This is a genomic window from Alcaligenes faecalis (assembly GCF_009497775.1).
GTDB lineage: Bacteria > Pseudomonadota > Gammaproteobacteria > Burkholderiales > Burkholderiaceae_B > Alcaligenes > Alcaligenes faecalis_D.
This window is the reverse complement of sequence record NZ_CP031012.1, coordinates 504,906-530,698: the sequence shown is the minus strand read 5'-3', so window position 1 is coordinate 530,698 and position 25,793 is coordinate 504,906. Positions and strand designations below refer to the sequence as shown.

The window sequence follows — 25,793 nt, the reverse complement described above, 5'->3', positions numbered from 1 at the left end:
GCCCGACCCCTACCCTGAACCTGCACTGTGAACCGAACCGCTTTTCCACCCCGCCTGCGCCCCGTCCTGCTCGCTTTGATGATGGCCAGTGCCAGCGCCCCTGCCCTGGCCCAGGACAATCCTGTTCCTATCCACATTCCTGCCCAGCCCTTGTCCGAAGCACTGCTGAAACTGGCCGAGCAAACCCAGCTACAGGTGTTTTTCTCGCCCTCGCTGGTGCTGGGTCTGAGCACGACGCCCATTCAGGGCCGCATGCGCCCGGAAGAGGCCCTGCGCAGCCTGTTGCAAGGTTCCGGTCTGGAGTACCGGCGCGAGAACAACACCATCACCCTGTCGCGCCCCAATACGGACGCCACCATGCTGGATCCGGTGCGTGTCGTAGGCCGTCGCCTGCCCGTGACGGAAGGCAGCCAGACCTATGCCAGCCACGGCGCCACCACCACAGCCACCAAGCTGAACATGACGCTGCGTGAAACGCCGCAAACCGTCAGCGTCATGACTCGCCAGCGCATTGAAGACCAGTCGCTGGACAATATCGGCAGCGTGCTGCAACAAGCACCCGGTATTTCTATCCAGCACATAGGCAGCGACCGCTACACCATCTACTCGCGTGGCTATGCCATCGACAACTATCAGCTGGACGGCCTGTCCACGCTGTCCGATATCGTCAGCCAGAACATCCCCCAGGGGCTGGCGGATATGGCGATTTATGACCGCGTGGAAGTGCTGCGTGGTGCCTCCGGTCTGCTGGCTGGCGCTGGTGACCCTTCAGGCATCGTCAATATGGTGCGCAAGCGTCCAACAGCCGACTTCCAGGGTCATGCCGAAGTCAGCTATGGCTCCTGGGATCAGATGAGGGCGCAAGTCGATTTGAGCGGGCCTTTGCTAAACAGCGGCCGTTTGCGTGGCCGTCTGGTGGGAGCGCATCAGGAAGGCAATAGCTACATGGACTACTTCAAGACCAAGAAAGATATTGTCTACGGCGTTCTGGAAGCCGATGTCACGGATACAACCCTGGTGACTTTGGGGCTGGATTATCAGAAAAACGATCCACGCGGTTCCACCGGCTCCGGCCTGCCCCTGTTCTACAACACCGGCGAGCAGATCGATTACGACGTACACACCAGCCCCGGCGCACGCTGGAGCACCAACACCATGGAAGTCACAAATAGCTTCCTGAAGCTGGATCAGCAACTGCCGGGCGACTGGGCGCTGGCCTTGTCCTTGAACCATATGGAAGGCCGCCGCAGTGGTCAGCGTGCCGATGCGTCCTGGGGCTACCCGGACCCGGTCACCGGCAAAGGCGTGAAACTGTATGGCGGTGTCTCCAGCGCCAAGCAACGTCAGACCAGCTTTGATGTGAATGTGAAAGGTCCGTTCCAGCTCTTCGGGCGCGAGCATGAACTGGTGCTGGGCTTTAACTCGTCCAAGTACGACAACTTTCACGAGCCCATGCGCTATGCCGGTATTGAAGGCACCGCCGTGAACAATATGTTCGAGTGGGACAACAACCCCGCCCGCCCCAATATCTCCGGTGAGAAGCTGTTTGACTACGACTTGTCCGTCAAGCAATACGGCGGCTATACCGCGCTGCGCTTGAAGCCCAGCGATGATCTGGCCGTTATTCTGGGCACCCGCATCAGCAACTATCGCTACAGCCTGTCCCAGCAATATCCCGACCCTGCACTGGCCAGGAACAACAGCCTGAAAACCATGCACGAAGACAATGTCTTCACCCCTTATGCAGGCATTGTGTATGACCTGAACGAAGAGCATTCGATCTACGCCAGCTACACCAGCATCTTCAAGCCACAAAGCTATCGTGACCGCAGCGGCAACTTTCTGGACCCGCGCAAAGGCGATAACTACGAGATCGGCCTGAAAAGCGAAATGCTGGACGGTCGCGTGAACAGCAGCATTGCGCTGTACGAAATCCGCCAGGACAATCTGGCCGTGGCCGACAGTGGCTTTATCGTTCCAGGCACCGAACGCGAAGCAGCCTACACCGCCGTCAAAGGCGCCAAGACGCAGGGCCTGGATATGGAAGTAACGGGCGAGCTGCTCGATGGCTGGAACATGGCCTTTAGCTACACCTACAGCCAGACCAAAGACGCCCAGGGCGAGCGCATCAAAACCCTGGTGCCGCGTCATATGGCCAAGCTGTGGACCACGTACCGCCTGCCCGGCAGCTGGAATCGCCTGACGATTGGGGGTGGTGTGAACTGGCAAAGCCAGATCCATTTCACCGCCACACCATGGGATTTGGGCAAGACCGTTACCGGCGAGCAAAGCAGCTACGCCGTGGTCAACCTGATGGGCCGCTACGACTTCAGCAAGCAGTTGACGGCCACCTTGAACGTCAACAATCTGTTCAACCGCAAGTACCTGAGCGCGCTGGATCAGACCTTCTACACCGGTTATTACGGCGCACCGCGTAATGCCATGCTGAACCTGCGTTACTCCTTCTAAGCAGCACAGGGCCAGATCGTAAAAACGGCTCCCGATCTCTGGATTACCTCCAGGAATCGGGAGCCATGTTCAACAAGGCAGCGCTGTTATGGCACAGCGTGGATCAAATGCATTTCAAGGCACGTAAATCGCCGGTGTATGGAAAGCGCAGTTCCTCGTAACCGAAGGGCTGGAAATGCACAGTCAGGCCGTCTGCATTGGGCAAGATCACCGCATAGCTGGCCGGCTCAAAGGTGGACGTAGCCGCCCCCTCACGCTCCAGATCCAGTTCGTGCTGATGGTTGGTGCCATTCACCGTCACAAAGTGCAGGCCATTCCACACGCCGCTGGCGCAGCGATGCACGTGGCCGGAGAACAAATGCACAGGCGCGGGATGTGCTTTCAATACAGGCAATAGATCCGGGGCATTGCTCAAACGCAGCCAGTCCATGGACGGGTACTGCAAGGCAGGCAAAGGATGGTGGGAAAACAGCATCACCGGCCCGCTATGCGCCGCCAGCTCCTGCTGCAACCACTCCAGACGCCGCGTACACAAATAGCCGTTGGTGTAGCCGTCTTCCAAAGTGTCCAGATAAATCAGACGCCAGTCACCCCTGGTTTCCGCATTCTGCACAAAACCGGGCAAATCGCTTGTGGCCTGTGGAAACACGCTATGAAATGCGCTGCGACTGTCGTGGTTGCCCATCATCAGACGCACGGGTGGAATCAAGTCCTGCAAGCCTTCGCGCAGACGTTCGTATGCACGTGGATGACCGGCATGGGTCAGGTCACCCGTCAGCACACACAAGTCCGCATCGGCGTGGTGGCGGTTGACATGTTCCACACAGCTACGCAAGCGATCCAGAGGGTCCGAGCCAAACAACAGGCCATCGGGCGGGGTAATGTGCAGATCCGAAAACTGGATGATCTTCATCAGAATTCCTTAACGAATGCCGGCGCGTAAAAAGGCCTGCATGAACTGCTTCTGAAACAGTAAAAAGCCCAGCAAAAGCGGCAAGATAGTCATTAATGTGGCGGCACTGATCAGGGAGATACTGACACCACTTTCCGGTGCGCCAAACAGGGATAAACCCACTGTCAAAGGCCGGGTGTGATCAGAGCTGCTGATCACCAAAGGCCAAAGAAAATTGTTCCAGTGCGTAGACACCGACACCAGGGCATAAGCCAGGTACACAGGCTTGACCAGCGGCACGTACACACGCCAGAGCACACCCAGGCGGCTGCAGCCTTCCAGACGCGCTGCGTCTTCCAGTTCACGGGGCACTTGCTTGAAAGCCTGACGCAACAAGAACACGCCAAAGGCACTGGCCATATAAGGCACACCCATGCCCCAGACCGTGTCCGTCCAGCCCAGCAAAGCCACCATGCGGTAGTTCTCCACAATCAGCACTTCGGGCAGGATGAACAGCTGTAAAAGCAGCAGCATGAACAGAAACTGGCTGCCAAAGAAACGAAAACGGGCAAAGGCGTAAGCGGCCAGGGTACACAGCACAAACTGCCCGACCAGAATGGTCAGCACCAGCACGGTGGTGTTGAAGATGTAGCGCAGCCAGGGCGCACGGTCCCAGGCGGCAGCAAAGTTATCCAAAGTCCAGCCTGCGCTCCAGTCAAAACTCAAGGCGGCGGACGGGTCGCGAAACGCAGCCCAGCAGGCGTACAGCAAGGGCGCAATCCACAGCAGGGCCAAAGCGTGCGCCCCTACCGTATCCAGAGAAGGCAAACGCAGCGGGCGGCCTGGGGCAGTCAAAACAGTGTCCATGTTCATCACTGGTAGTGCACGCGTCGTTCAGCGTAGCGGAATTGAAAAATAGCGACGGCACCCAGCCCCAGCAGGAGCACAACCGTCAGCACGGCGGCACTAGGCGTATCCATATAGGCAAAGGCCGTTTCCCAGATCCAGTACAGCATCAGCTTGGAGGCATTATTGGGGCCGCCCTTGGTCAGGATAAACAGGTGATCAACCAGCTTGACCGAGTTGATCAGCGCATTGATCAAAATGAACAGGGTCGTGGGTGCCAGCAAGGGCAAGAGCACACGGCGGCCATACTGCCAGCGGGTCGCGCCTTCCAGACGAGCGGCATCGCGCAACTCCGGCGGAATGGTTTGCAAGGCCGCCAGATAGAAGATCATGAAAAAACCAGCCTCTTTCCAGATCGTCACCACCATGACGGCACCCAAGGCCGTTTGCGGCTGGCCCAGCCAGTTGGTGGCTCCGGCGCCAAACAGCTTGGCAATCTGGTCCAGCAAACCCAGATCCGGCGTGTAGAAAAACAGCCACAGGTTCGCCGCCGCAATCATGGGCAGCATGGTGGGCGTGAAGTAAGCACAACGCACCCACGCCCGCATGCTCATGGCCCGGTTGGCCCACAAGGCCATCAGCAAGGCCAGGGCCATGGACACCGGAATCACAATCGCGGCGTACCAAAGATTGTTCTTCAGAACCAGCCAGAAAGTCGGGTCAGCCAGCATGGCATCGTAGTTGTCCATGCCCACAAACTGGGCCGGACGACGAGCCGTGCCTTTGCTCAACAGGCTGGACCAGAACGTGTGCAGCGCCGGGATAAAGGCAAACACGCTTAGCAGCACAAACAGCGGCGTCAACAAGAGGTAAGCAAAGACCCACTCTTTACGCAGCACACGCAATGGTTCAGCCATTCCTGCACCTGCTTAGTTGAAAGGACGCAGCAGACGATCTGCGGCAGCCTGGGCTTCATCCAGAGCGGCCTTGGGCGTCTTGGCATTGGTCAGCACGGCTTGCACGGCGTTGGACAGCAATTCACGGACACGTGCTGTTTCGTAAGTCGCAAACTCGGGCGAGGCTACGGCCAACTGATCGCGAGCCACCAGTGCCTGCGGGAAGGTCTTGGCGTACTCGGTCAAAGCAGGCGTTTCGTAGGCGGCAGGACTAACACCGACATAACCCGTAGCCATGGACCAGTTGGCAGCACGTTCAGGGGCAGTCATCCAGCGCACGAAATCCAGAGCCGCTTTCTTCTGCTCGTCGTTAGCGCCCTTGAACAGGTAGAAGTTGCCACCGCCGGTAGGCGAAGCCGCTTTTTCCTTGGCAGGCAGCATGGCGACACCAAAGTCGAACTTGGCTTCGTTCTTCACCGCCGTCAGATTGCCCGTGGTGTGCCACATCATGGCTGTCTTGCCTTGCACAAAGGACTGACGCAAGGTGCCCCATTCGATGGTGCCGGTGGGGCTGACCTTGTGCTTGTAGGCCAGGTCGTGGAAGAACTGCAAAGCCTCAACCGACTTGGGATCGTTGAAGTAAACCTGAGTCCCTTCTTCATTCATCAGCTGACGGCCGTTTTGCAAAGCCAGGGCCTGGAACATCCAGTAGGGGTAACCCGTCGAAGGGATCATCAAACCGTGGTGCTGATCGTTGGTCAGCTTCTGGGCGGTTTGCACCAGTTCGTCCCAGGTTTTGGGAGCTTGATCCGGGTTCAGACCCGCTGCGCGGAACATGTCCTTGTTGTAGAACATGACGATGGTGGAGCGCTGGAACGGAATGCCCCAGACCTTGCCTTCCAGGGTGCCGTTAGCCATCAAGGCAGGGTAAAAGCTTTTCAGCCAATCCTGGCTGGGGGCGTCCTGGGCCACATCGCTAAAGGCTTCAACCAGGCCTTGTTCCACCAGATCATGGGTATCCAATGCGCCCAGCACAGACAGTTGCACCGACTCGCCTGCACGCAGGGCCGACAAGGCGCGCACACGGGTTTCGTCGTAGTTGCCGGAGTACACGGCTTTCACTTTGACTTCCGGGTTTTGGGCCTGGTAGTCCTTGATCATTCCATCGACTACATCGGTCAGCGGACCACCGACGGCAATGGGGTAATACATGGTCAATTCCACCGCGCTATGGGCATTGGCGCCCAGGCCCATCAACAGGGCGCTGGAGGTGGCAAGCAGACAATTCTTCAACATGAGTAGACTCGCAGTACGTTTAGGGAAGAACAGCAGGAAGAACAGCGAAAGGAGCAGCAGTCAGAGCATCCGCAGACGGAGTCGGCAGGCGAGCCCCGCTGTCCTGGTTAAAGTAAAAAGCATGAACGGGATTCCAGCTCAAACCACAGCGAGCGCCCGCCTCGACGCTGCGGCTGTGCGGCGCGCGCACGATCAAGGTATGGCCGTCATCAAGCTGGACATACACATAGGCATCGGCCCCCTGAAACTCCTGATGCACCACGGTGGCGGCTACATGCTGCTCGCCCGCTTCGTGCAAGTTCAGGTTCTCCGGGCGCACGCCCACCAGCACACGATGCGGCTGGTCGTACTGACGGCGCGAGGGCCACAGCGCCACAGGAACGTGGTCGCTGTGAATCATCATCATGGGTGGGCTGCCGATAAAACCGGCGGTAAAGACGCTATTGGGCTGGCCGTACAGATCCTGTGCGCTGCCCTGCTGTTCGATGCGTCCAGCATTGAGCAGCACCACGTGATCGGCCATGCCCATGGCTTCGGTCTGGTCGTGGGTAACGTAGACAACGGTCAAACCCAGGCGCTGCTGCAAAGCACGGATTTCATGGCGCACGGTGTGACGCAACTTGGCATCCAGATTCGAGAGCGGTTCATCCATCAAGCAAATGCGATGGCCCGACACAATGCTGCGCGCCAGAGCCACACGCTGCCGCTGCCCGCCCGAAAGCTGGCCAGGCTTGCGCTCTTCCAGACCTTCCAGATTGGTCAGCGCCAAGGCTTCTCGCAGACGCTCTTTTTGCTGTTGACGATCAGCCCGGCGCACTTGCAGGCCGAACAAGATGTTGTCGGCCACATTCAGATGCGGAAACAGGGCGTAGGACTGGAACACCATGCTCAAACCACGCTTGGCAGGTTCCATATAGGTGGCGTCCTGTCCATTGATCAGAAGACGACCCTGATCCGGTGTTTCCAGCCCGGCGATAATGCGCAGCAAGGTGGATTTGCCGCAACCCGAAGGCCCCAGCAAGGCCGTGAATTTGCCTTCCTGAATGGACAGGTCCATCTGCTTGAGCACAGCCTGTTCGCCCCAGGCTTTGCCTATGCCTTGCAGCTCGATAGCGGCGCGACTCATGCCTGCACCTCGTCAGCAATCACCACCTGAACACGTGCAGGAATTTGCTCGCGGTAAGGCTCGGGGATGGGCTGGTCGCTGACCAGAATATCCACATCATCCAAAGAGCCGCTGCGCACAGGGGCACGGCGGCCAAACTTGGTGTGGTCCAACACCAGAATCCGCACACGGCAATTGCCGCGCAGGGCTTTGTGGCAATCGGACTCGGCCATATCAAAGTCCAGCAAGGCACCGTCCGAATCAAAGCCGCCTACCCCGGACACACCGAAGTCGGCCTTGAAACTGTTGAACAGGCGCTCGGCACCGGGGCCCAAAATTTCGGGATTGGGCTGACGCAGCTCACCCCCAGTCAGCACCACGCGATGGCTCATATTGTGAGACAGGGCCAGAGCCGCGCTGATGTTGTTGGTGACTACGGTCAGATCACGATGATCAGCCAAGGCCAGGGCAACTTGCTCGGGGGTTGTGCCAAAGCCCAGCAGCAGGCTGGCACCGGGAGGAATCAGTTTGGCAACGGCTCGGCCGATACGGGCCTTGGCTTGCAAATGGGTAATGCGGCGCGTTTGGAAAGGCACATTGCGCTCGACCACGTTCAATTCGGCACCACCATGGCGGCGGCGCACCAGATCGGCTTCATACAAGTGGTTCAGGTCGCGCCGGATAGTCTGCGGCGTCACCCCGAAATGCGAGGCCAAGCCATCAACTGACACCGCCCCTTGGGCGGCCAGCAAATCCACAATAATGCTTTGCCTGACGGATAGGTTCATAACACGGCGTATGGGTTTCGTTTGAATACCCGGCAGTGTAGGAACGCGAAGTTACGAGTCGGTGACGCTCAGATGAAAGTTTTATGACGCTCAAATGTTCGTATGAACATTTGAGCGCTCAATTCAGACAGCATTCGCACGGTCTGTCTGATCTTAGTGGCGGACAAGCCGATTTGTCTCCAGTGCCCCATCCTGGTCATAAATGAGCTTGCCCCGCTTGATGGTCTGAATCACTTGCAAGTTGGCCAATTGTTCAGGGTCGACCGCTGTCGGGTCTTGTGACAAGACGACAAAATCCGCCAGCTTGCCCGGCTCAATCGACCCTTTCTCCTTCTCCTCAAAATGCTGGAAAGCCGGCCAGATAGTCATCGCCTTAAGGGCCGTCATGACATCCACCCTCTGGTCCGGCCCCAGAATATCGCCCGATCGAGTGCGACGAGTCACGGTCGCCGACAGCACCCGCATGGAATCAGGAAAGGCAACTGGCGCGTCGTGGTGGGTGGAAAACATCAAGCCGTGCTCGCGCACCCAGCCAGTGGGGGAAATATTGTCGGCATTGACCGGCCCCACTGTGCGGTCACGGTGCCAGTCCCCCCAATAAAAGGTGTGCATGGGGAACAAAGAAGGAAAGACATCCAGCGCCGCTATGGCCGCCACCTGGTCCCGGCGCAAAAACTGCCCATGAATCAATACGGCTCGCCGATCCCGGGGGCCATACTTGTCACGGGCTGTTTTAATCGCAGCCAACAAAAGATCCGAAGCTGCCTCACCATTCGCATGAGTCAGAAGCTGTATATCGTTCTTGAAGGCCCAGTCCACCGACTCAAACACCTGATCTGGCGTGACCGCCGCATAACCGCGGTAATCAGCGCGGTAGCCTGCTGGCGGTTTGTAATAGGGGCGGTCGCGATAGGCCGTAAAACCCTGAGGAGAACCGTCAATCGTGAGCTTGGCACCAGCCACCCGGAAACCGTCGGTGTAATGACGCGATACATGACGCGCGATATAGTCCCGGTCCTGCAGCACATCAACATAGACGGCGACATCAATATCGATTTTGCCCGCCGTCGCTGCTGCCTGCATTAAAGGCACCGTATCGGACGTCGCCCGCCCCTCCTGCCCGGTCGTATAGCCATAACGCTTTAGCAGATCGGTGCCGGCAACAAACAGAGCCTGAACCTGTTCGGACGTAAGTTTGCCCATCTGGCTGGTCATGCTGGAGAAAAAAGCCATCTCCTCCAGCACCCCATCAGGTTGAGTCCCGCCCTCTTCGCGCCGAATGACACCGCCTGCAGGATCCGGGGTCTGGGCGGAAATGCCCGCCATCTCCAAGGCCTTGCTGTTGAGCACTCCAATGTGGCTAGACTGATGAATGATGATAATCGGCACTGACTCGGACACGGCATCCAATTCATGTCGATTGGGATGTCGCTGTTCTGCCAACTGGGCATCGTCATAACCGAAGCCCAGGATCAGATCCACCTCCCTGGTTTTACTTTGCTCACCCAGCCATTGCTTGAGGGTCGCCTGCAAACTCTGGATATCTTTGACCGCGCCATCCGGGGGCGATAGCAGATTGGCGGACATGGCCTGCAAACCGATCATGAAGGCGTGGCTATGTGCGTCCACAAAACCCGGTAGCAAAGCCTTGCCCTGCAAGTCGATCACGGTGGTGTCCTGACCTTTATAGGCTTGCATCGCCTGCAAGGTGCCCACATCCAGAATCAGACCATCCTTGACCGCGACCGCTTGGGCAGCAGGCTGGCTGTCACTCATCGTCAGCACGGGACCGCCCATCCAGATCTGATCGGCCATTTCCGCCGTCCAGGCAGAGCCAGCCATCACCATACTGCTCGCCAACACACACACCTTCAGTATGCTTTTGAACGACATATGTTCCCCTTTCTACTTGGGTCCCTGCTGTGCGGTCCAGTCGCGTACGGCGCCCAGAGTCTTGTTCACGTGCTCGTCCGGCTCCATCGCCGTATATTCAAAAATGATTTTTCGCTCAGGCGAAATGACGTAGGAAATGCGGGAAGCACGTTCGGTATGCGTTCCCAGGCCCGCGTCATAAGCCTTGATAACCTGGCCTGTGGTGTCCGCCCCCACCGCAAACTTGCTGCCGCAAGGCCCGGTGGAAAAATCCTTCAGGGTGTCGATATTGTCCGAAGACAAGCCAATCACGGTGGCGCCAAAATAGCTGTATTCGTCAATAGCTTCCGCAAAAGTATGCGCTTCGACGGTACAACCCTGAGTAAACGCTGCCGGATAAAAATACAGGACGACTGGCCCCTTCTTTAAGGCCTCATTCAAATTGAATTCAAAGGTTTTACCGGCCAGAGCGGCTTGTACGGTGAAGTCCGGCGCGGGCGTGCCCACGTCCAAAGCGGCCTGTGCGCCACCTGCTCCCATCAGCAGGGACAAGCCCAAAGAAAAAGATCCTATTGCCTGTTTCATGCCATTGCCTCCGTATTTGTGCGCCGCACCAGCAAGCAGCGTAATCGGCTTAAGCACATCAAGACAAGCCCATTTTCAAGAATGAGCAATGCCCCCCCACAAGACGGCAAAAACATGGCGAGGCGCATCCTGCCGTGCCAAACGACCTTGGCGTATGGATTTGGCTGCTTTATTGAGCAAGGCAAACAAGGACTCGCACAGCCACAAAGCCGATATGTCCCGGCGTAACTCTCCCATCTCCTGCCAGTACCGACACTGATCAATCAGACCCAGATACAGAGTGTCAGAACGAGGGTTAAAGGAGTCCTGGCCGTCACCTTGCCGCGCCACATACATAGAGAGCTCCACTATAGGCAGCAACTCCTGAATCAGGCGCATGATGGCACGCTCGGCCCCGCCCTCTTGCAAACGAGAACGCTCGACAGCCAGCTCAGTACAACGGGCGCCCTCCTGGACAATCTCCAGGATCATGGCCTCACGCGAGGAAAAATAACGGCATAAGGTAGCGCGACTCAAGCCCACTTGAGTCGCAAGCTGTTCCATCGTTGCCCGTGGCTGATCCTCCAAGGCGTGGACCAGGCGTAACAGCAAAGCCTCACGCAACTGGGGTTTTAGTGCTGCCATAGCGTTGTCCTTACATGAGTACGGGTCTGTCAAACAACCCGCCTCAGTGTAGCGTCCTGGCTCAAGGCAACACATGACTACAGCCGCATATACCTTATTCACCCATACTCTGACACGTGCAAGCCTAGAGTGACGGCTCCGTCTTGGAGCGACGCGCACGCACAAAGTAAATCACGATCAAGGCCAGCAGGAACGGCACACCAAACAGCAAGGTGTAGTGGAAGATATTGATGAACCAGGTGGTCACCAAAATCGCCACGATACCGATCAAACCCAGCAAGGTGCCGATGGGATAGGCAGGCATGCGAAAGCGTAGTTGCACGCCATCCTGGGCCACGCGGCGGCGGAAGAACAAGTGGGTCAGGAAGATCATGCCCCACGTGAACAAGGCACCAAACATGGACAAGGCAATCATCACCGGAAAGGCGGTTTCCGGATTGTAGGCATACACCACCGCAGCCACAGCCACACCGCTGGCCGACAAGGCCAGGGCGTTCAAGGGCACACCATTGCGAGCTACCTTGCCCAGCGCGGCAGGTGCATCACCCGCACGCGACAGGCTGAACATCATGCGGGTCGAGATATAAAGCATGCTGTTCATGGCCGACAAGGCCGCAATAATCACGATGAAATTCAGAATGCTGTCTGCATAAGGAATGCCAACGGACTGCATCACGGTGATAAACGGACTGGTCGTGCCATCCGCCACCAGCACCTGCCAAGGCACCAGCATCACGATCAGGGACAAGGACAGCAGGTAGAAAATGATCAAGCGCCAGATCGTGGCCTTGAAGGCCTGACGCACGGCTTGCTCGGGGTTTTCTGCCTCGCCCGCCGCCACGGCAATCATCTCGATACTCAGATAACTGAAGATGGAAATGATCACCCCTACCCACACCCCATACCAGCCATTGGGCATGAAGCCGCCCTGGCCAATCAGGTTTTCCTGTATCTGCGCGGGCTTGTAATAGCCCGTCAACATGCCAATGGCCAGCACGATGAACGCAATGATGGCGAACACCTTGATCAGGGCAAACCAATACTCCACCGAGCCAAACGCCTTGACGCTGTAAGCATTGACGGCAATCAGCACGGCGGAGAAAAAGGCGATCCAGATCCAGGGTGAAACATCCGGGAACCAGAACTTCATATAGTCCGCCACCGCCGTCACCTCGGTGCCCACAGCCAGGACAATGCAAGCCCAATAGCTATAGCGCACCAGGAACCCGGCCAGCGGATGAATGTAGAACTCCGCATAGGCTCCAAAGGAGCCCGAGGTAGGGTGTTCCACCGTCATCTCAGCCAGGCAGCCCATCAGGACCAGAGCAATGAAGCCGCCAATCACATAACTCAGTACAACGCCGGGACCGGCAAAGCCAATGGCAAATTTGCTGCCCAGGAACAAACCGGTACCGATGGCGCCCCCGATCGCAATCATGCTCATTTGGCGGGCGCTCAGTTTTTTATGCAGCCCGGCTTCGCGCGATTGAATTTGCTCAAATCGGCTCATGTCTCCTCCTTAATGCTTGTTTTTTTATATCACCTTGATCAGGTCACCTTGGAGCGTGTTTTGTAGGCGGGCTTGTCCCATTCCTTATCGGTCAGCACCGTCTTGATATGCTGCACAGCCTGCCAGATATCCACAAAAGACAGATACAAGGGAGTGACACCAAAGCGCATCACTTCAGGTTCGCGGTAGTCACCAATCACACCACGGGCGATCAGGGCCTGCACCACGGCATAACCTTGCTCGTGAGCAAAGCTGACATGGCTGCCACGGTAGTGGTGGTCACGCGGGGTCACCAGACGCAGACCAAATTCCGCACATTCCTGTTCCACCAAAGCGATGAACAAGTCTGTCAGGGCCAGGGATTTACGGCGCACGGCCTGCAAGTCAGTTTGCAGGAACACGTCCACACCGCAAGCCACCAGGCTCAAGGACACAATGGGCTGAGTACCGCACAGGAAGCGCTCGATACCGCTGGCCGCTTCATAAGACGGGCTCATGGCAAAGGGGTGCTTGTGGCCCCACCAGCCGGACAGGGGCTGGCTAATCTGGCTCATCAGCTTGGGGTTCACCCACAGCAAGGCGGGAGCACCCGGACCGGCGTTCAGATACTTGTAGGTGCAGCCGATGGCAAAGTCAGACTGGCTGTCTTTCAGCTCGATGGGCAAGGCACCCACGGAGTGGCACAAGTCCCAGATCAACAGGCCATTGTGCTCATGCACCAGGCGGTTGGTGGCCTGCATATCGTGCAAGTAGCCCGTGCGGTAATTCACATGGGACAACACCACCACAGCGGTTTCATCATTGACGGCCGTTTGCAGGTCTGCCGGGTCGTCAATCAACTCCAGCCTATAGTCTTTGCCAAAGAAGGCGTTAAACCCTTCAATGATGTACAGATCCGTAGGGAAGGAATCGCGCTCGGCCAGGATGACTTTCTTTTCCGGATGACGCTCTTTTTGCAAATTGACGGCGGCAGCCAGCACCTTGAACAGATTGACCGAGGTGCTGTCGCTCACGATGGTTTCACCGTGACCGGCACCGATCAGGGGCGACATCTGGTCGCCCAGACGCACGGGCAAGGTCCACCAGCCTGCTTTGTTCCAGCTATTGATCAGGTCGGTACGCCATTCCTGACCAATGACTTCCTGGGCGCGCTCCATGGCGTGTCGGGGCATGGCGCCCAGCGAGTTCCCGTCCAGATAAATCGTGTTGGGTGGCAGGTCGAACTTGGCTTTGAAGGCAGCCAGTTCATCGGCCTGATCCCACTGCTCGCATTGCTGCAAGGTAATCATGTTCATGCTCCTCGATTCTGCTTTTTACGACATTTAGTCTAGCATCGAGCCTCTGGCAAATTATTCCAAAGCGATGAAGATTATGATTAAATCTGGAAGAAAATTCGGTTTTTAAAAACCCTTTTCATAGATAATTCTAAAATATGAGACTAGACGAGACAGACCTGAAAATCCTGCGCCTTTTGCAGGACAACGGCAGGCTCAGCAACCAGGAGCTGGCTGACCTGGTGGCCCTTTCCCCCTCCTCCTGCCACCGGCGGGTAAAAATTCTGGAGCAGGAAGGGCTGATCGAAAACTACAGCGCCAACCTGAGCGCGGGCAAGCTGGGCTTTGCCATTGAAGCTTTCGTGGAAGTGAATATTGGACAGCTCAACGAAAGCGAGCATCAGTACCTGAGCAAGGCGCTGGCCACCATGGATGAAGTGCTGCACGCCTACATCGTGACCGGGCAGGCGAACTACATGCTGCACATACGCACGCGCAACTTCGAGACCTTCTCCAACTTTGTGATTCACAAGCTCAACACGCTGCGCGGCGTCACCAAAATCCATTCGCAGATTGTGCTGTCCTGCATCAAGGCCAAAGGACAGCGTTTGCCTGTGTAAGCCGGCATACCGGCAAGGTCTGGCCTGGCGCCAGCCCCGGCTTCAGACGTAGTTCAGTTTGAAGCGTCGCTTGAAATGCTCGCTGCGCCACCAGCCCTTGCCGCTTTGCACCGGCTTGTCATCGGTATTGAACAGATCAATACGCTGCACAATCACAGCCTGGTTCTCCTTGATCCAGAGCTGCTTGGCCATGTCTGCCGACGCGTTGGCCATGCTGATCTCTTCTTGCGCATGCTTGATGGGCACGTTCAGCACGGACGTCAGCATCTCCACCATGGTGCGCGTTTCCAGATCCTCCACCTGGATGCGTTCACCGATAGAGCGCAGCAAATAGTTCTCTGCAAAATACAAGGGAACCGCAGACTTGTAGCGCACCGCTTGCAGCTTGTAGACCGGCTCGTCGGACGCAAAGAATTCGGCAATCTCGGCAGGCGGTGTGACCAGCCCCCAGCTGGCAATCTTGGTGGTGGTGTCTTTACCCAGCTGTACCAGATCATTGATGGAACCCAGCTCCCAGGAGCCGGTATTCTTGCGTTCCAGCACAAAAGAGCCCCGGCTGGGAAAGCGCTCGATCAAGCCATTGCGCGTCAAAATCGCCAGGCCCTGGCGCACGGTAATGCGGCTGACGCCAAACATCTCCCCCAGTTCGGCCTCGGTAGGCAAACGGTCGCCCGGCTGCAGGCGACCGTCCTGGATGTAGCGGGTCAGTTTATCGGCAAGTTGTTCGTAAAGCGGCTTTGTGGTCACTGGTGTGTCTCGTCACAGTAAAAACAAGAAAATTTCTGGTTTTAATTAAAAGTATGATTTTCCTGTCTCTCAGGTGCAGACATAGAACTTATGGATAAAAGCCCATGGCCACTTTATCTCGGAAAGAAACTCGCTGAGTCGTGATTTTCCGGTCTTGCAGGAAGTCAGCGATTCTATCGTAACCGTTCAGATCATCCTGGGTAAAACCCCGCATCCGACACTGTGTCTCGCGCAGGAACTCCAGGGTTTGCGTTTTCGGAATACGCACCTGCTTTTCAACCGCAGCGGCAGCCAGATCCGGATTGGCGGTGGTTACTTCGCAAGCCTCGGCCAAGGCATCCAGCACTTTCTTCGCTTGCTCCGGATTGCTTTCCAACCATGAGCCCATTGCCGATACCCACGTGGCGTAGGTATATCCCACGTCCTTGCTGCTCGCAAGAATGTTCCCGCCCTGGCGTTTCACCATGCTCGGAAAGGGTTCAAACAGCCAGAACGCATCGACATCACCCCGCAAGAGCAAGGCAGGCAACTCGGGCGGGCCGGATTTCACCTGGGCGACCTTGACCCCTGTACCATTGAATTTCTCCGTGCTCAGGCTGGTCAGATACTCGAATACCCCGCCCGGTACCACGCCATAGGTCTTGATTTGGGCGGGGTCCGTAATGTCCGCTCGTGACACCAGCTTCAGGTTGTCGCCCGACTCGCCCACGATGCCAACAGGGCGAATATCGGCGTGCGGCATGCGGATCAGGTGGGTGGTTTCGGTCGAGGCGGTCATGACGGCCTGCCCCGCCATCATGCCGTCCACCATGGCCCCGCCCGGTCCAAACGTCACCAGCTTGACGTCCACCCCGTGCTTTTGAAACAGGCCCTGATCCTTGGCGACGAAAAAGGATACGAAAGTCGGGTCTATCCCCACCGCGATGGGCACGGTCTGCGCCTGCGCCACCGCCCCGGACAGACACAGCGCCGACAAGGCACTGGCTGCCATCGTATTTTTGATGCTGATGTTTTCCTGTGTCAGCTTTTTTGCATACGATTTGATTCTAGTAAACATAGCTTGTCTCCTGGCCACCCAAGGTCTTGGGCGATCACACTTTAATGTCGTAGCGCCCCAGAAATTTCAGGGCAAAAAACCGCAGAATCTGGTCGCTGATATAGCCCAAGACGCCCAGCAAAATAATGCCTACAAACACCCATTCGGTACGGCCATAATTGCGGGCCGACCAGATCAGCGCGCCAATCCCTTCCTGGGCCGCCACAATCTCGGCAGACACCACTGTCAGGAAAGAGTTGCCCATGGCCAACCGCGCTCCAGTCACGATGGCGGGAATGGTGGACGGCACAACCACGGTCAGCAAGGTGCGCATGCGGCCTGCCCCCAGCGTGGCCGCTGCACGCAACCTGTCCTGGCTGACTGCCTGCACACCCGCCACCACGCTGATGATGACGATGAAAATCGTGGCGTAAAAAATCAGCCCGACCTTGGAGGCTTCGCCGGGGCCAAGCCAGATAATGGCCAGGGTCACAAAAGCGATGGGCGGAACAAAGCGGAAGAAGTCTACATAAGGCTCGATCGCCTTGCGCAAGATCAGCGAGCTGCCCATGATGATGCCGATGGGCACCCCCACGATGACGCCCATGCTCCAACCCAGAGCAATACGCCCCATGGAGGCATAAATCGCCTCCGTGATCATGCCTTCGGACCACAGTTCCACAGCGGCCTGCACCGTGGCCCAGGGTGAGGGCAGGAACAGCGGGATCAACTGCCTGCTTAACAGCTCCCAGATCAGAATGCCGATCAGCACCGCCAGCAAAGGCACAAAGCGAATCCAGCGGCTGTTCGAGCGGATTTGTTGCGTGCTCATTGCACTTTGCTCCCTATACCTTGCTCACTGAGAAACTTGGTCACTTCCTCGCCAATTTCATCGCGCAGCCGGTTATGCAATTCAATGACAGCCGGGTCCAGAAAACTGCGCGGATAAGCCAGATCGATTTTGCTATTGGATTTGATCCTGGCGAATGGCCCGGTCGTCATGGTCACAATCCGGTCTCCCAACAAGATGGATTCACCAATGTCGTGCGTCACAAAAACAATGGTGGATCGGGTCTTCTTGCGAATATTGCTCAGCTCCTCTTGCATCACTTCCCGCGTTTGCGCGTCCAGTGCCCCGAAAGGCTCGTCCATCAGCACAATGCGCGGTTCATTGACCAGCACGCGGGCCATTTGCAGTCTTTGCCGCATTCCACCCGAGAGCTCTTTGGGAAACTTGTGCAAGGCTCCCCCCAGCCCGACCAGATCAATAAAATGCCGGGCGGCTTCTGCCCGTTCCCTGGGCCCTACTTTTTTAATTTTCAGCCCGTATTCCACATTTTCCTGAACCGTCAGCCAGGGAAACAGAACCTCCGAGTTCTGGAACACCACGCCCCGCTCTACCGAAGGGCCATGCACCGGCTCCCCGTAAGACAGAATCTGGCCCTGCACCGGAATGAACCCCGCGATGGCGCTAAGAATGGTGGATTTCCCGCAGCCACTGGGCCCGAGCAAGCAGACAAACTCCCCGGCTTCGATGGACAAGTCCACACCCGACACAATGGTTTGACTGCCATAGTTGATCGATACATCCCGTAGCTGTATTGCCGCTTGCCCCCCCATACATCCTCCTTTGATGCGTCTGGCTAATCGGTTTTTGCGCCCGGTACGAAAGGAATTACTTCCTTTCCAGCAGACCTTTGATCAGGAACATTTCCGCCTCGTGCACGCAGGACATCTGTTCCCAGGCCGCATCACTTTGGGTAGCCAAACGCCAGGTCAGCAAGGTGACCACGCACTTGTCGGCCCCGATCTTGAGCAGATCACCGGGAATGACGCGGGACATATTGCGAAACTGCATGGCTTCCTTGCTGGCACCGACCGAGTAATCCACCTGGAAACGTTGATGGTCCACATCCAGGCTGACATAGGTATCCATGCCGGAAAAAACCGAGGTGCCCTTGAACAGGCCCGGCTCCACTTCACTGCGATTGGCGCTACCCCAGGCCCATTGGCCTTGCTTGATACCGTCGGACATGATCTCGAAGGCTTCGGCGGCAGAGCGTTCAACCAAGATGCTGCTGGAATGACAATGTGGATCTCTCACGTACATGCTCCTGTGGGTAAAAATCATATTGTTATGACAATGATCGTATTGTCATACCAAAGACTTGGATTTGATACCGGGGAAAACACGTAGGCAACTAATCATTAGCCCTAACAGCCATAAAAAAACCGCTGACTCTCCCGAAGGACTGTCAGCGGTTGGAGAAGCGGGCGAAATCTCAGATCGGCAGAAAACAGCGATCTGGCGACGGGCTTGCCGAAATTAATTAGGCGTAACCCATTTCTGGATGAAGGCACGCAGCTCGTCAGGATTGGAAGCCACGCCACCGGGCACGCGATAGACCTTTTCCAAAGGCTCCACCATTGCCTGCAAGGCTGGCAGGTTGGCTGCGTCGTCGCACATCATCACAATTCCGCGGCAATAGCGGCCAAAACCTTCGCGATGCGCCTTCAACCACAGCACCGCTTTCTTGCGCCCTTCCGGGTCGCCGGGCGTGGAAGGATCGGGCAGGCTTTCGTACACCAGCACAAACTCCTTTTCGGCCTTGATCAGGGTTTCCATATCATCCAGCCACTGCGTGGCCAGTTCCATGGTCAAAGGGAACTCGCGCACCCGCGCCATTGGCAAGGCGGACGTATCCAGAAACTGGGTGGAAAAGTTGGGAGAAATATCTTGCTCATTCATTGCTAAAGCTCCTTGAATCAGGGCTGTCATGCCCAATTGCAATATGCCCTCCATCTCGATCTCCTCCACCACCCGTTCCACAGCAGCACGGGGTTCCCGGCCTGCCACGGCATAGACCGTATCGGCAACCGCCAGGCAGTGAAACGCCACCGTTCCCATCAAGTAACGCGAGCGCTCGAAGGACACGCCATAAGCCTGGGCGATGTGCTCCTGATGCTCCCGAATCTTGTCCAGCATGGAAGGGGTCGCCACCAATCTGCGGATGACATAAGGCGTGATGCCCGGATTGGCTTTCACAAAGGCCTGTGTCGCGGCACTGAACAGCTGCAAATAATCTTCCAGGCTGCCTTGAACCGGGGTCTTGGCCCGAGGCACTTGCCAGCGGCTGAAAATCTCTTCGGCCACCAGCTGTTTAAGCCCTTCCAGATTGCCCACATGCTTGTACAGCGCCATCTGGCTGACACCCAAAGCAGTTGCCACACCCACAAAGGTGATATTGGGCAGGCCAATCTGAATACCCGCATCGGCAATCCGTGCTCGGGTAATGGTGGGAGGACGTCCGCGAGGCGCGGGCGCCTGAGGGGTTTGCATATCTACGTTGACCCTTTTGATCGCAGCGGTGCGGATCCCCCGCCGCTGCTTCTTATTTAATTTAAGAGACTCTACTAATTAGTCACTTAGTTCACATCTTCGATAATGATTCTCAATATCATTTTTTGCAAGGGCCGCTTTCCTGTTTTTGACGTAGCAAGACATTTCAAGAAACGGGCTACAGCGTAACCCAATCCACTGCCGCTCACCCAGCCGCCCGGCCAGCACCTGCCCGGATTTTTCTCTGCAAATTAATCGAACAGCCCTGAGCCCTGAAACGGCTTGTCTGGCTCTTTTTGCTCAAATTGGTCTGACCAATTAATTCGCAAAAAAACCATTGAGTCTTAAATAACTAGGGTAAACACTGACATTCAATAAAATAATCCTTTGGATACAATGCACTCTGCTCTTGACGATCTCAAGAAATGGTCAGACCAATTTAACGACCTTCAGGTTCGCTTGCAATACAAGCGCCTCCCCCTTGCTCCTGCGGAGATAGAACAACATGCAACAAGCGTGGCTGCAGCAATACGATCCCACCGGCAATATCTGGCTGTCGGCACTGATCGCTCTCATTCCGATCATCTTTTTTTTCCTGGCCCTGACCAAGTTGCGCATGAAGGGGTATCTGGCAGGCACGATTACCGTGTTGCTGGCCCTGGGCGTTGCCCTGTTTTTCTATCGCATGCCGGTTTCCACCGCGCTGGCCTCGGTGGTGTATGGCTTTTTCTATGGTCTGTGGCCGATTGCCTGGATCATTGTGGCCGCCGTTTTTCTGTACAAGATTTCGGTCAAGACCGGCCAGTTCGACATCATTCGTGCCTCCATCCTGTCCGTCACCCCTGACCAGCGCCTGCAGCTGATTCTGGTAGGTTTCTGCTTTGGCGCCTTCCTGGAAGGGGCAGCCGGTTTTGGTGCACCTGTTGCGATTACCGCCGCCTTGCTGGCTGGCCTGGGTTTCCGCCCCTTGTATGCTGCCGGTCTGTGCCTGATCGCCAATACGGCCCCGGTTGCTTTCGGTGCCATGGGTATTCCCATCATCGTGGCCGGTCAGGTATCGGGTATTGATCCCTTTGAAATCGGCCAGATGGCTGGTCGCCAACTGCCTTTCATGACCATCATCGTGCTGTTCTGGCTGATGGCCATCATGGACGGCTGGCGCGGTATCAAGGAAACCTGGCCTGCTGTGCTGGTCGGTGGTGGCTCCTTTGCCATTGTGCAGTTCCTGACAGCCAACTACATTGGCCCCGAACTGCCGGACATTACCTCGGCCCTGGTGTCTCTGGTCGTGCTGACCCTGTTCCTGAAAGTGTGGCAACCCAAGCGCATCTTCCGTTTTGACACGCAAGAAGGCTCGCCTGCCCAGGACAATCTGGCCGATAAAGCTCCTACCGTGCTGACCACAGGCCGCATCATCAAAGCCTGGTCGCCCTTCATCATCCTGACTGCCATGGTCACGATCTGGAGCGTGCAGCCCTTCAAGGCCTTGTTTGCCGCCAATGGCCCGCTGGCTTCGACCATCGTGAACATTCCTGTGCCCTTCCTGCACAACCTGGTCGACAAGGCGCCTCCAGTGGTGGCCTCGGCTACTCCTTACGGCGCGGTCTACTCCTTTAACTGGCTGTCTGCCACCGGCACCGCCATTCTGATTGCCGCCTTGCTGACCATTGTTCTGCTGCGCATGAAGCCTGCCAAAGCCATCGAGACTTTGGGCGAAACCCTCAAGGAACTGGCTGTACCGATCTACTCGATTGGCATGGTGCTGGCCTTCGCCTTTATCGCCAACTACTCCGGCCTGTCCGCCACCCTGGCGCTGGCCCTGGCTCACACCGGCAAAGCCTTCACCTTCTTCTCACCATTCCTGGGCTGGATTGGTGTGTTCCTGACCGGCTCCGACACCTCTGCCAACGCCTTGTTTGGTGCCTTGCAGGCAACCACGGCACAGCAGCTGGGTCTGCCTGAAGTGCTGATGGTGGCCGCCAATACCACCGGTGGCGTGACCGGCAAGATGATCTCGCCCCAGTCAATTGCCATTGCTTGCGCGGCAGTGGGTCTGGCCGGGAAAGAATCCGACCTGTTCCGCTTTACCGTGAAACACAGTTTGATCTTTGCGGTTCTGATTGGCCTGCTGACTACACTGCAAGCCTATGTGTTACCTTGGATGATTCCCTAAGGGCCCGCCCTCATCCTTCATCTGCAAGGCGCGTACACGCGTGCCTTGCAGATTTATTTTTCCGGTATCTCAAGAACTATGCGCCTCTCTGATCACGTTGCCCAACAATTGCTGGCGCTGATTCAATCCAGCGATTTCAAGGCGGGGCAAAGACTGCCCGCCGAGCGTACGTTGGCCGCCCAATTGAATGTGTCGCGTGCCTCGCTGCGCGAGGCCATTCAGCAACTGAACAGTCAGGGCATTTTGCGTAGTCAGGTGGGCTCGGGCACTTACCTGACCTCCCAGACACCGCAGTGGACTCAGCGCTCGGTAGACCCGCTGGCCGCCTTGATGCTGTCCGATCCCCAGTACCGTTACGACGTGCTGGAAGCGCGCATTGCTCTGGAGAGCAGTACCACCTGGCACGCTGCCCTGCGCGCCTCGCCCGAAGACAAGGACAAGATCCTGCAATGTTTCGAGCAAATGATTCGCTATCAGCAAAGCGGCGATACCGTACAGTCCGCCCGCGCCGATGCCCAGTTTCACCTGGCTGTGGCCGAAGCCTCGCACAATCTGGTGCTGGTTCAGGTCATGCGCGGGCTGTTCGATCTGGTGCTCAGCAGCGTGACGCAGAACCGGGACATCATCATGTTCGTGCATGACTCGCCCGAAACCATTACCAATCTGACCGCCCAGCATGAAGCCCTGGTCAAAGCCATTATTGATGGCGACGCGGCTCGTGCCCGCCACGTCGTGAACGAGCACCTGGGCTATGTGCGCAATACCCTTCTTCAGGCTGACGAAGACCTCGCCCGCCGCGAACGTGCTGCACGCTTGCAGACACCTCCTTCAGTCTTACCCGACTCCCCCTTGCCATGATTATTTCTTCCTCGACCGACTACCGGCGTGCCGCCCAAAAACGACTGCCTCCTTTCCTGTTCCACTACATTGACGGCGGCGCCTATGCCGAGCACACCCTGCGCCGCAATGTGGATGATCTGGCTGACGTCGCCCTGCGCCAGCGTGTTCTGAAGGACATGAGCCAGCTGGACACCAGCATCGATTTGTTTGGTGAAAAGCTGTCCATGCCGGTGGCCCTGTCCCCGGTAGGTCTGACAGGCATGTACGCGCGTCGAGGTGAAGTTCAAGCGGCCCAGGCGGCCGATGCACATGGCATTCCTTTCACCATGTCCAGCGTATCGGTCTGCCCGATCGAGGAAGTGGCCCCGCGCCTGAAACGGCCCATGTGGTTTCAGCTGTATGTACTGAAAGACCGCGGTTTCATGCGCAATGCGCTGGAACGTGCGCAAGCCGCAGGTTGCAGCACTTTGGTCTTTACCGTGGACATGCCCGTACCCGGCGCACGTTACCGCGATGCGCATTCGGGAATGAGCGGCCCGAACGCTGCCCTGCGTCGCTATGCACAAGCGGTCATGCACCCGCGCTGGGCCTGGGATGTCGGTCTGCTGGGTCGCCCGCACGATCTGGGCAATATCTCGCGATACCTGGGCAAGCCTACGGGTCTGGAAGACTATATGGGCTATCTGGGCGCGAACTTCGACCCCTCCATTTCCTGGAAAGATCTGGAGTGGATACGCGAATTCTGGAAAGGCCCGATGGTCATCAAAGGCATTCTGGACCCCGATGACGCGCGCGATGCCGTGCGCTTTGGTGCCGACGGCATCATCGTCTCCAACCACGGTGGCCGCCAGCTGGATGGCGTTCTGTCCTCGGCCCGTGCGCTGCCCGCCATTGCCGATGCCGTCAAAGGCCAGATCAAGATTCTGGCGGACTCCGGTATCCGCAGCGGCCTGGACGTGGTGCGCATGATTGCCCTGGGTGCCGACGCTGCCATGCTGGGCCGTGCCTACATTTATGCGCTGGCCGCCGCCGGACAATCCGGCGTGGACCACCTGCTCGGCCTCATTGAAAAAGAAATTCGGGTCGCCATGACGCTGACCAGTGTCAGCAGCATTTCCCAGATCACCTCTGACCTGCTTGTACAGGAGTCTTGACCATGTCAGTTTCCACCAGCGCTGCGGACTTGCTGCAGCAACTGCGCTCTATTGTCGGCAACCCTCATGTCCTGACGGACGACCGCAGCACGCGTCGTTACCGCAAGGGCCACCGCACGGGTGAAGGCAAAGTGTTGGCCGTGGTACGGCCCGGAACGCTGCTGGAACAATGGCGCAGCCTGCAAGCCGCCGTCGCCGCCGACTGCATCGTGATCATGCAAGCGGCCAACACCGGCCTGACGGGTGGCTCCACCCCCGACGGGGACGACTACGACCGCGACATCGTGCTGATGAACACCATGCGTTTGCAAGGCATACAGGTCATCAACGATGGCGAGCAGGTTGTCTGCCTGCCCGGTGCCACGCTGGACCGTCTGGAACAGACCCTGGCCCCGCTGGAGCGTGAACCCCACTCAGTGATTGGCTCCTCGTGTATCGGCGCATCTGTGCTGGGCGGGGTCTGCAACAACTCCGGCGGTGCGCTGGTACGACGCGGCCCGGCCTACACGGAATTGACGCTATACGCGCAAGTGCTGGACGATGGCACCCTGCAACTGGTCAATCACCTGGGCATCAATCTGGGGGATACTCCGGAAGAAATTCTGAGCCGCCTGGAACAAGGCAAATACAGTGTTGCGGACATCGTCAACGACCCGGAACGCAAGGCCAGCGACCCACGCTACGCCGAAGATGTGCGCGACGTGGATGCCCAGACCCCGGCCCGTTTCAATGCCGACCCTTCACGCCTGTATGAAGCCTCTGGCTCGGCAGGCAAGCTGTGCATTTTTGCCGTGCGTCTGGATACCTTCCCCAAAGAAGCCAGTACCGTTTTCTACATCGGCACCAATGACCCGGATGAGCTGACTGCCGTACGCCGTCACCTGCTGACGGATCTGCCCCGCCTGCCGATTGCGGGTGAGTACATCCACCGTACCGCCTACGATATTGGCGAGCAGTACGGCAAAGACACCTTCTTGCTGATCGACCGTTTTGGTACGGCTAAAGTGCCGTCCGCCTTTGCAATGAAAAGCCGTGTCGATGGTTTTTTTGAACGCTTTGGCTGGCGTGGCGTCACCGATCGCGTCATCCAGGCAATCATGAACCGCCTGCCCAGTCACCTGCCGCCGCGTATGCGTGAATGGCGCGACCGTTTCGAGCACCACCTGTTGCTGCGTGTCTCCAACGACACCGCCCAGGCCACGCGCGAATTTCTAAGCCAGCAATTTGAAGGCAGCCAGCAAGGGGCCTATTTTGAGTGCGATGCCGAAGAAGGTCGCAAAGCCTTCCTGCACCGCTTTGCCATTGCCGGTGCCGCCATCCGCTACCGCGAGGCTCACCCCGACAGCGTGGAAGATATTGTGGCTCTGGACATTGCCTTGCGCCGCAACGATAAGGAATGGGTGGAGCAACTGCCGGACGATATGGAAAAAGACATCATCCACAAGCTCTACTACGGCCACTTCCTGTGCCACGTGTTCCACCAGGACTACATCGTCAAGAAAGGCGTGGTTCCTCTGGATATGGAACACCGCATGTGGAAGCTGCTGGATGAACGCCGTGCCGAATATCCGGCCGAGCACAATGTAGGCCACCTGTATATCGCCAAACCTGCCTTGGCCGGTTTTTACCGCGAGCTGGACCCCACCAACACCTTCAACCCTGGCATCGGCCACACCTCACGCCGCAAATGGTGGAGTGTATGCTGCGGCGGAAAGCACGACTAAAT

23 protein-coding genes are annotated in these 25,793 nt (G+C 57.3%); 6 read left to right on the top strand and 17 right to left on the bottom strand.

Annotated features, from left to right (window positions below; translation table 11 throughout):
• Nucleotides 1-27 precede the first annotated feature (27 nt).
• A complete protein-coding gene (locus DUD43_RS02410; RefSeq protein WP_153229002.1) occupies nt 28-2,469 on the top strand; it encodes a TonB-dependent siderophore receptor in 2,442 nt (813 codons plus the stop codon).
• Between the two features lie 103 nt (nt 2,470-2,572).
• Here DUD43_RS02410 and DUD43_RS02405 read toward each other — a convergent pair whose 3' ends face one another.
• The 11 genes from DUD43_RS02405 to kynU all read right to left on the bottom strand — a co-directional run bounded on the left by DUD43_RS02405 (nt 2,573) and on the right by kynU (nt 14,172).
• A complete protein-coding gene (locus tag DUD43_RS02405; protein ID WP_153229001.1) occupies nt 2,573-3,382 on the bottom strand; it encodes a phosphodiesterase in 810 nt (269 codons plus the stop codon).
• A 9-nt stretch (nt 3,383-3,391) separates the two neighbouring features.
• Nucleotides 3,392-4,234, bottom strand: coding sequence for a carbohydrate ABC transporter permease (locus DUD43_RS02400; RefSeq protein ID WP_153229000.1), 843 nt, complete (start codon nt 4,232-4,234; stop codon nt 3,392-3,394).
• Nucleotides 4,234-5,124, bottom strand: coding sequence for a carbohydrate ABC transporter permease (locus tag DUD43_RS02395; protein ID WP_009463182.1), 891 nt, complete (start codon nt 5,122-5,124; stop codon nt 4,234-4,236). The genes DUD43_RS02400 and DUD43_RS02395 overlap by 1 nt, the downstream gene beginning before the upstream one ends.
• Before the next feature lie 12 nt (nt 5,125-5,136).
• Entirely contained in the window at nt 5,137-6,399 is a 1,263-nt protein-coding gene (locus DUD43_RS02390) for an ABC transporter substrate-binding protein (RefSeq protein WP_153228999.1), read from the bottom strand.
• A 19-nt stretch (nt 6,400-6,418) separates the two neighbouring features.
• The gene (locus DUD43_RS02385) at nt 6,419-7,525 is read right to left on the bottom strand and encodes an ABC transporter ATP-binding protein (RefSeq protein WP_153228998.1); all 1,107 of its coding nucleotides are present in this window, start codon (nt 7,523-7,525) and stop codon (nt 6,419-6,421) included.
• A complete protein-coding gene (locus DUD43_RS02380) occupies nt 7,522-8,292 on the bottom strand; it encodes a DeoR/GlpR family DNA-binding transcription regulator (RefSeq protein WP_153228997.1) in 771 nt (256 codons plus the stop codon). Before DUD43_RS02380 ends, DUD43_RS02385 begins: the two co-directional genes overlap by 4 nt.
• A gap of 153 nt (nt 8,293-8,445) precedes the next feature.
• Nucleotides 8,446-10,185, bottom strand: a complete 1,740-nt coding sequence (locus DUD43_RS02375; protein WP_228125878.1) for an amidohydrolase — start codon at nt 10,183-10,185, stop codon at nt 8,446-8,448.
• Nucleotides 10,186-10,197: 12 nt separating this feature from the next.
• Nucleotides 10,198-10,749, bottom strand: coding sequence for a peroxiredoxin (locus DUD43_RS02370; protein ID WP_153228996.1), 552 nt, complete (start codon nt 10,747-10,749; stop codon nt 10,198-10,200).
• Between the two features lie 75 nt (nt 10,750-10,824).
• Entirely contained in the window at nt 10,825-11,373 is a 549-nt protein-coding gene (locus tag DUD43_RS02365) for a TetR/AcrR family transcriptional regulator (protein ID WP_194273432.1), read from the bottom strand.
• Between the two features lie 124 nt (nt 11,374-11,497).
• A complete protein-coding gene (locus DUD43_RS02360; RefSeq protein ID WP_153228994.1) occupies nt 11,498-12,883 on the bottom strand; it encodes an amino acid permease in 1,386 nt (461 codons plus the stop codon).
• A 38-nt stretch (nt 12,884-12,921) separates the two neighbouring features.
• The gene (gene kynU / locus DUD43_RS02355) at nt 12,922-14,172 is read right to left on the bottom strand and encodes a kynureninase (protein ID WP_153228993.1); all 1,251 of its coding nucleotides are present in this window, start codon (nt 14,170-14,172) and stop codon (nt 12,922-12,924) included.
• Between the two features lie 143 nt (nt 14,173-14,315).
• On the opposite strand from kynU, the gene DUD43_RS02350 reads away from it, so the two are divergent.
• Nucleotides 14,316-14,777 carry an Lrp/AsnC family transcriptional regulator gene (locus DUD43_RS02350; RefSeq protein WP_153228992.1) on the top strand — a complete coding sequence of 154 codons (462 nt, stop codon included), beginning with the start codon at nt 14,316-14,318 and terminating at the stop codon, nt 14,775-14,777.
• 42 nt (nt 14,778-14,819) lie between these two features.
• Here DUD43_RS02350 and DUD43_RS02345 read toward each other — a convergent pair whose 3' ends face one another.
• From DUD43_RS02345 to DUD43_RS19195, 6 genes are all read right to left on the bottom strand, one after another.
• Nucleotides 14,820-15,524 (bottom strand): GntR family transcriptional regulator, encoded by a 705-nt coding sequence (locus DUD43_RS02345; protein WP_153228991.1) that lies wholly within the window; start codon nt 15,522-15,524, stop codon nt 14,820-14,822.
• An 88-nt stretch (nt 15,525-15,612) separates the two neighbouring features.
• The gene (locus DUD43_RS02340; protein WP_153228990.1) at nt 15,613-16,581 is read right to left on the bottom strand and encodes an ABC transporter substrate-binding protein; all 969 of its coding nucleotides are present in this window, start codon (nt 16,579-16,581) and stop codon (nt 15,613-15,615) included.
• Between the two features lie 34 nt (nt 16,582-16,615).
• Nucleotides 16,616-17,392: an ABC transporter permease gene (locus tag DUD43_RS02335; RefSeq protein ID WP_153228989.1), complete on the bottom strand. Its 777-nt coding sequence runs from the start codon at nt 17,390-17,392 to the stop codon at nt 16,616-16,618.
• Entirely contained in the window at nt 17,389-18,180 is a 792-nt protein-coding gene (locus DUD43_RS02330) for an ABC transporter ATP-binding protein (RefSeq protein WP_153228988.1), read from the bottom strand. The genes DUD43_RS02335 and DUD43_RS02330 overlap by 4 nt, the downstream gene beginning before the upstream one ends.
• Before the next feature lie 55 nt (nt 18,181-18,235).
• The gene (locus DUD43_RS02325; protein ID WP_228125877.1) at nt 18,236-18,670 is read right to left on the bottom strand and encodes a hypothetical protein; all 435 of its coding nucleotides are present in this window, start codon (nt 18,668-18,670) and stop codon (nt 18,236-18,238) included.
• A gap of 216 nt (nt 18,671-18,886) precedes the next feature.
• A complete protein-coding gene (locus DUD43_RS19195; RefSeq protein ID WP_228125876.1) occupies nt 18,887-19,900 on the bottom strand; it encodes a TetR/AcrR family transcriptional regulator in 1,014 nt (337 codons plus the stop codon).
• Between the two features lie 505 nt (nt 19,901-20,405).
• Between DUD43_RS19195 and lldP the strand changes: the two genes are divergently transcribed.
• From lldP to dld, 4 genes are all read left to right on the top strand, one after another.
• A complete protein-coding gene (gene lldP, locus DUD43_RS02315) occupies nt 20,406-22,073 on the top strand; it encodes an L-lactate permease (protein WP_153228986.1) in 1,668 nt (555 codons plus the stop codon).
• 78 nt (nt 22,074-22,151) lie between these two features.
• Nucleotides 22,152-22,931 carry a transcriptional regulator LldR gene (gene lldR / locus DUD43_RS02310; RefSeq protein WP_153228985.1) on the top strand — a complete coding sequence of 260 codons (780 nt, stop codon included), beginning with the start codon at nt 22,152-22,154 and terminating at the stop codon, nt 22,929-22,931.
• Nucleotides 22,928-24,067 carry an FMN-dependent L-lactate dehydrogenase LldD gene (gene lldD / locus DUD43_RS02305; RefSeq protein ID WP_153228984.1) on the top strand — a complete coding sequence of 380 codons (1,140 nt, stop codon included), beginning with the start codon at nt 22,928-22,930 and terminating at the stop codon, nt 24,065-24,067. The genes lldR and lldD overlap by 4 nt, the downstream gene beginning before the upstream one ends.
• Before the next feature lie 2 nt (nt 24,068-24,069).
• The gene (dld, locus tag DUD43_RS02300; RefSeq protein WP_153228983.1) at nt 24,070-25,791 is read left to right on the top strand and encodes a D-lactate dehydrogenase; all 1,722 of its coding nucleotides are present in this window, start codon (nt 24,070-24,072) and stop codon (nt 25,789-25,791) included.
• Nucleotides 25,792-25,793: the final 2 nt, after the last annotated feature.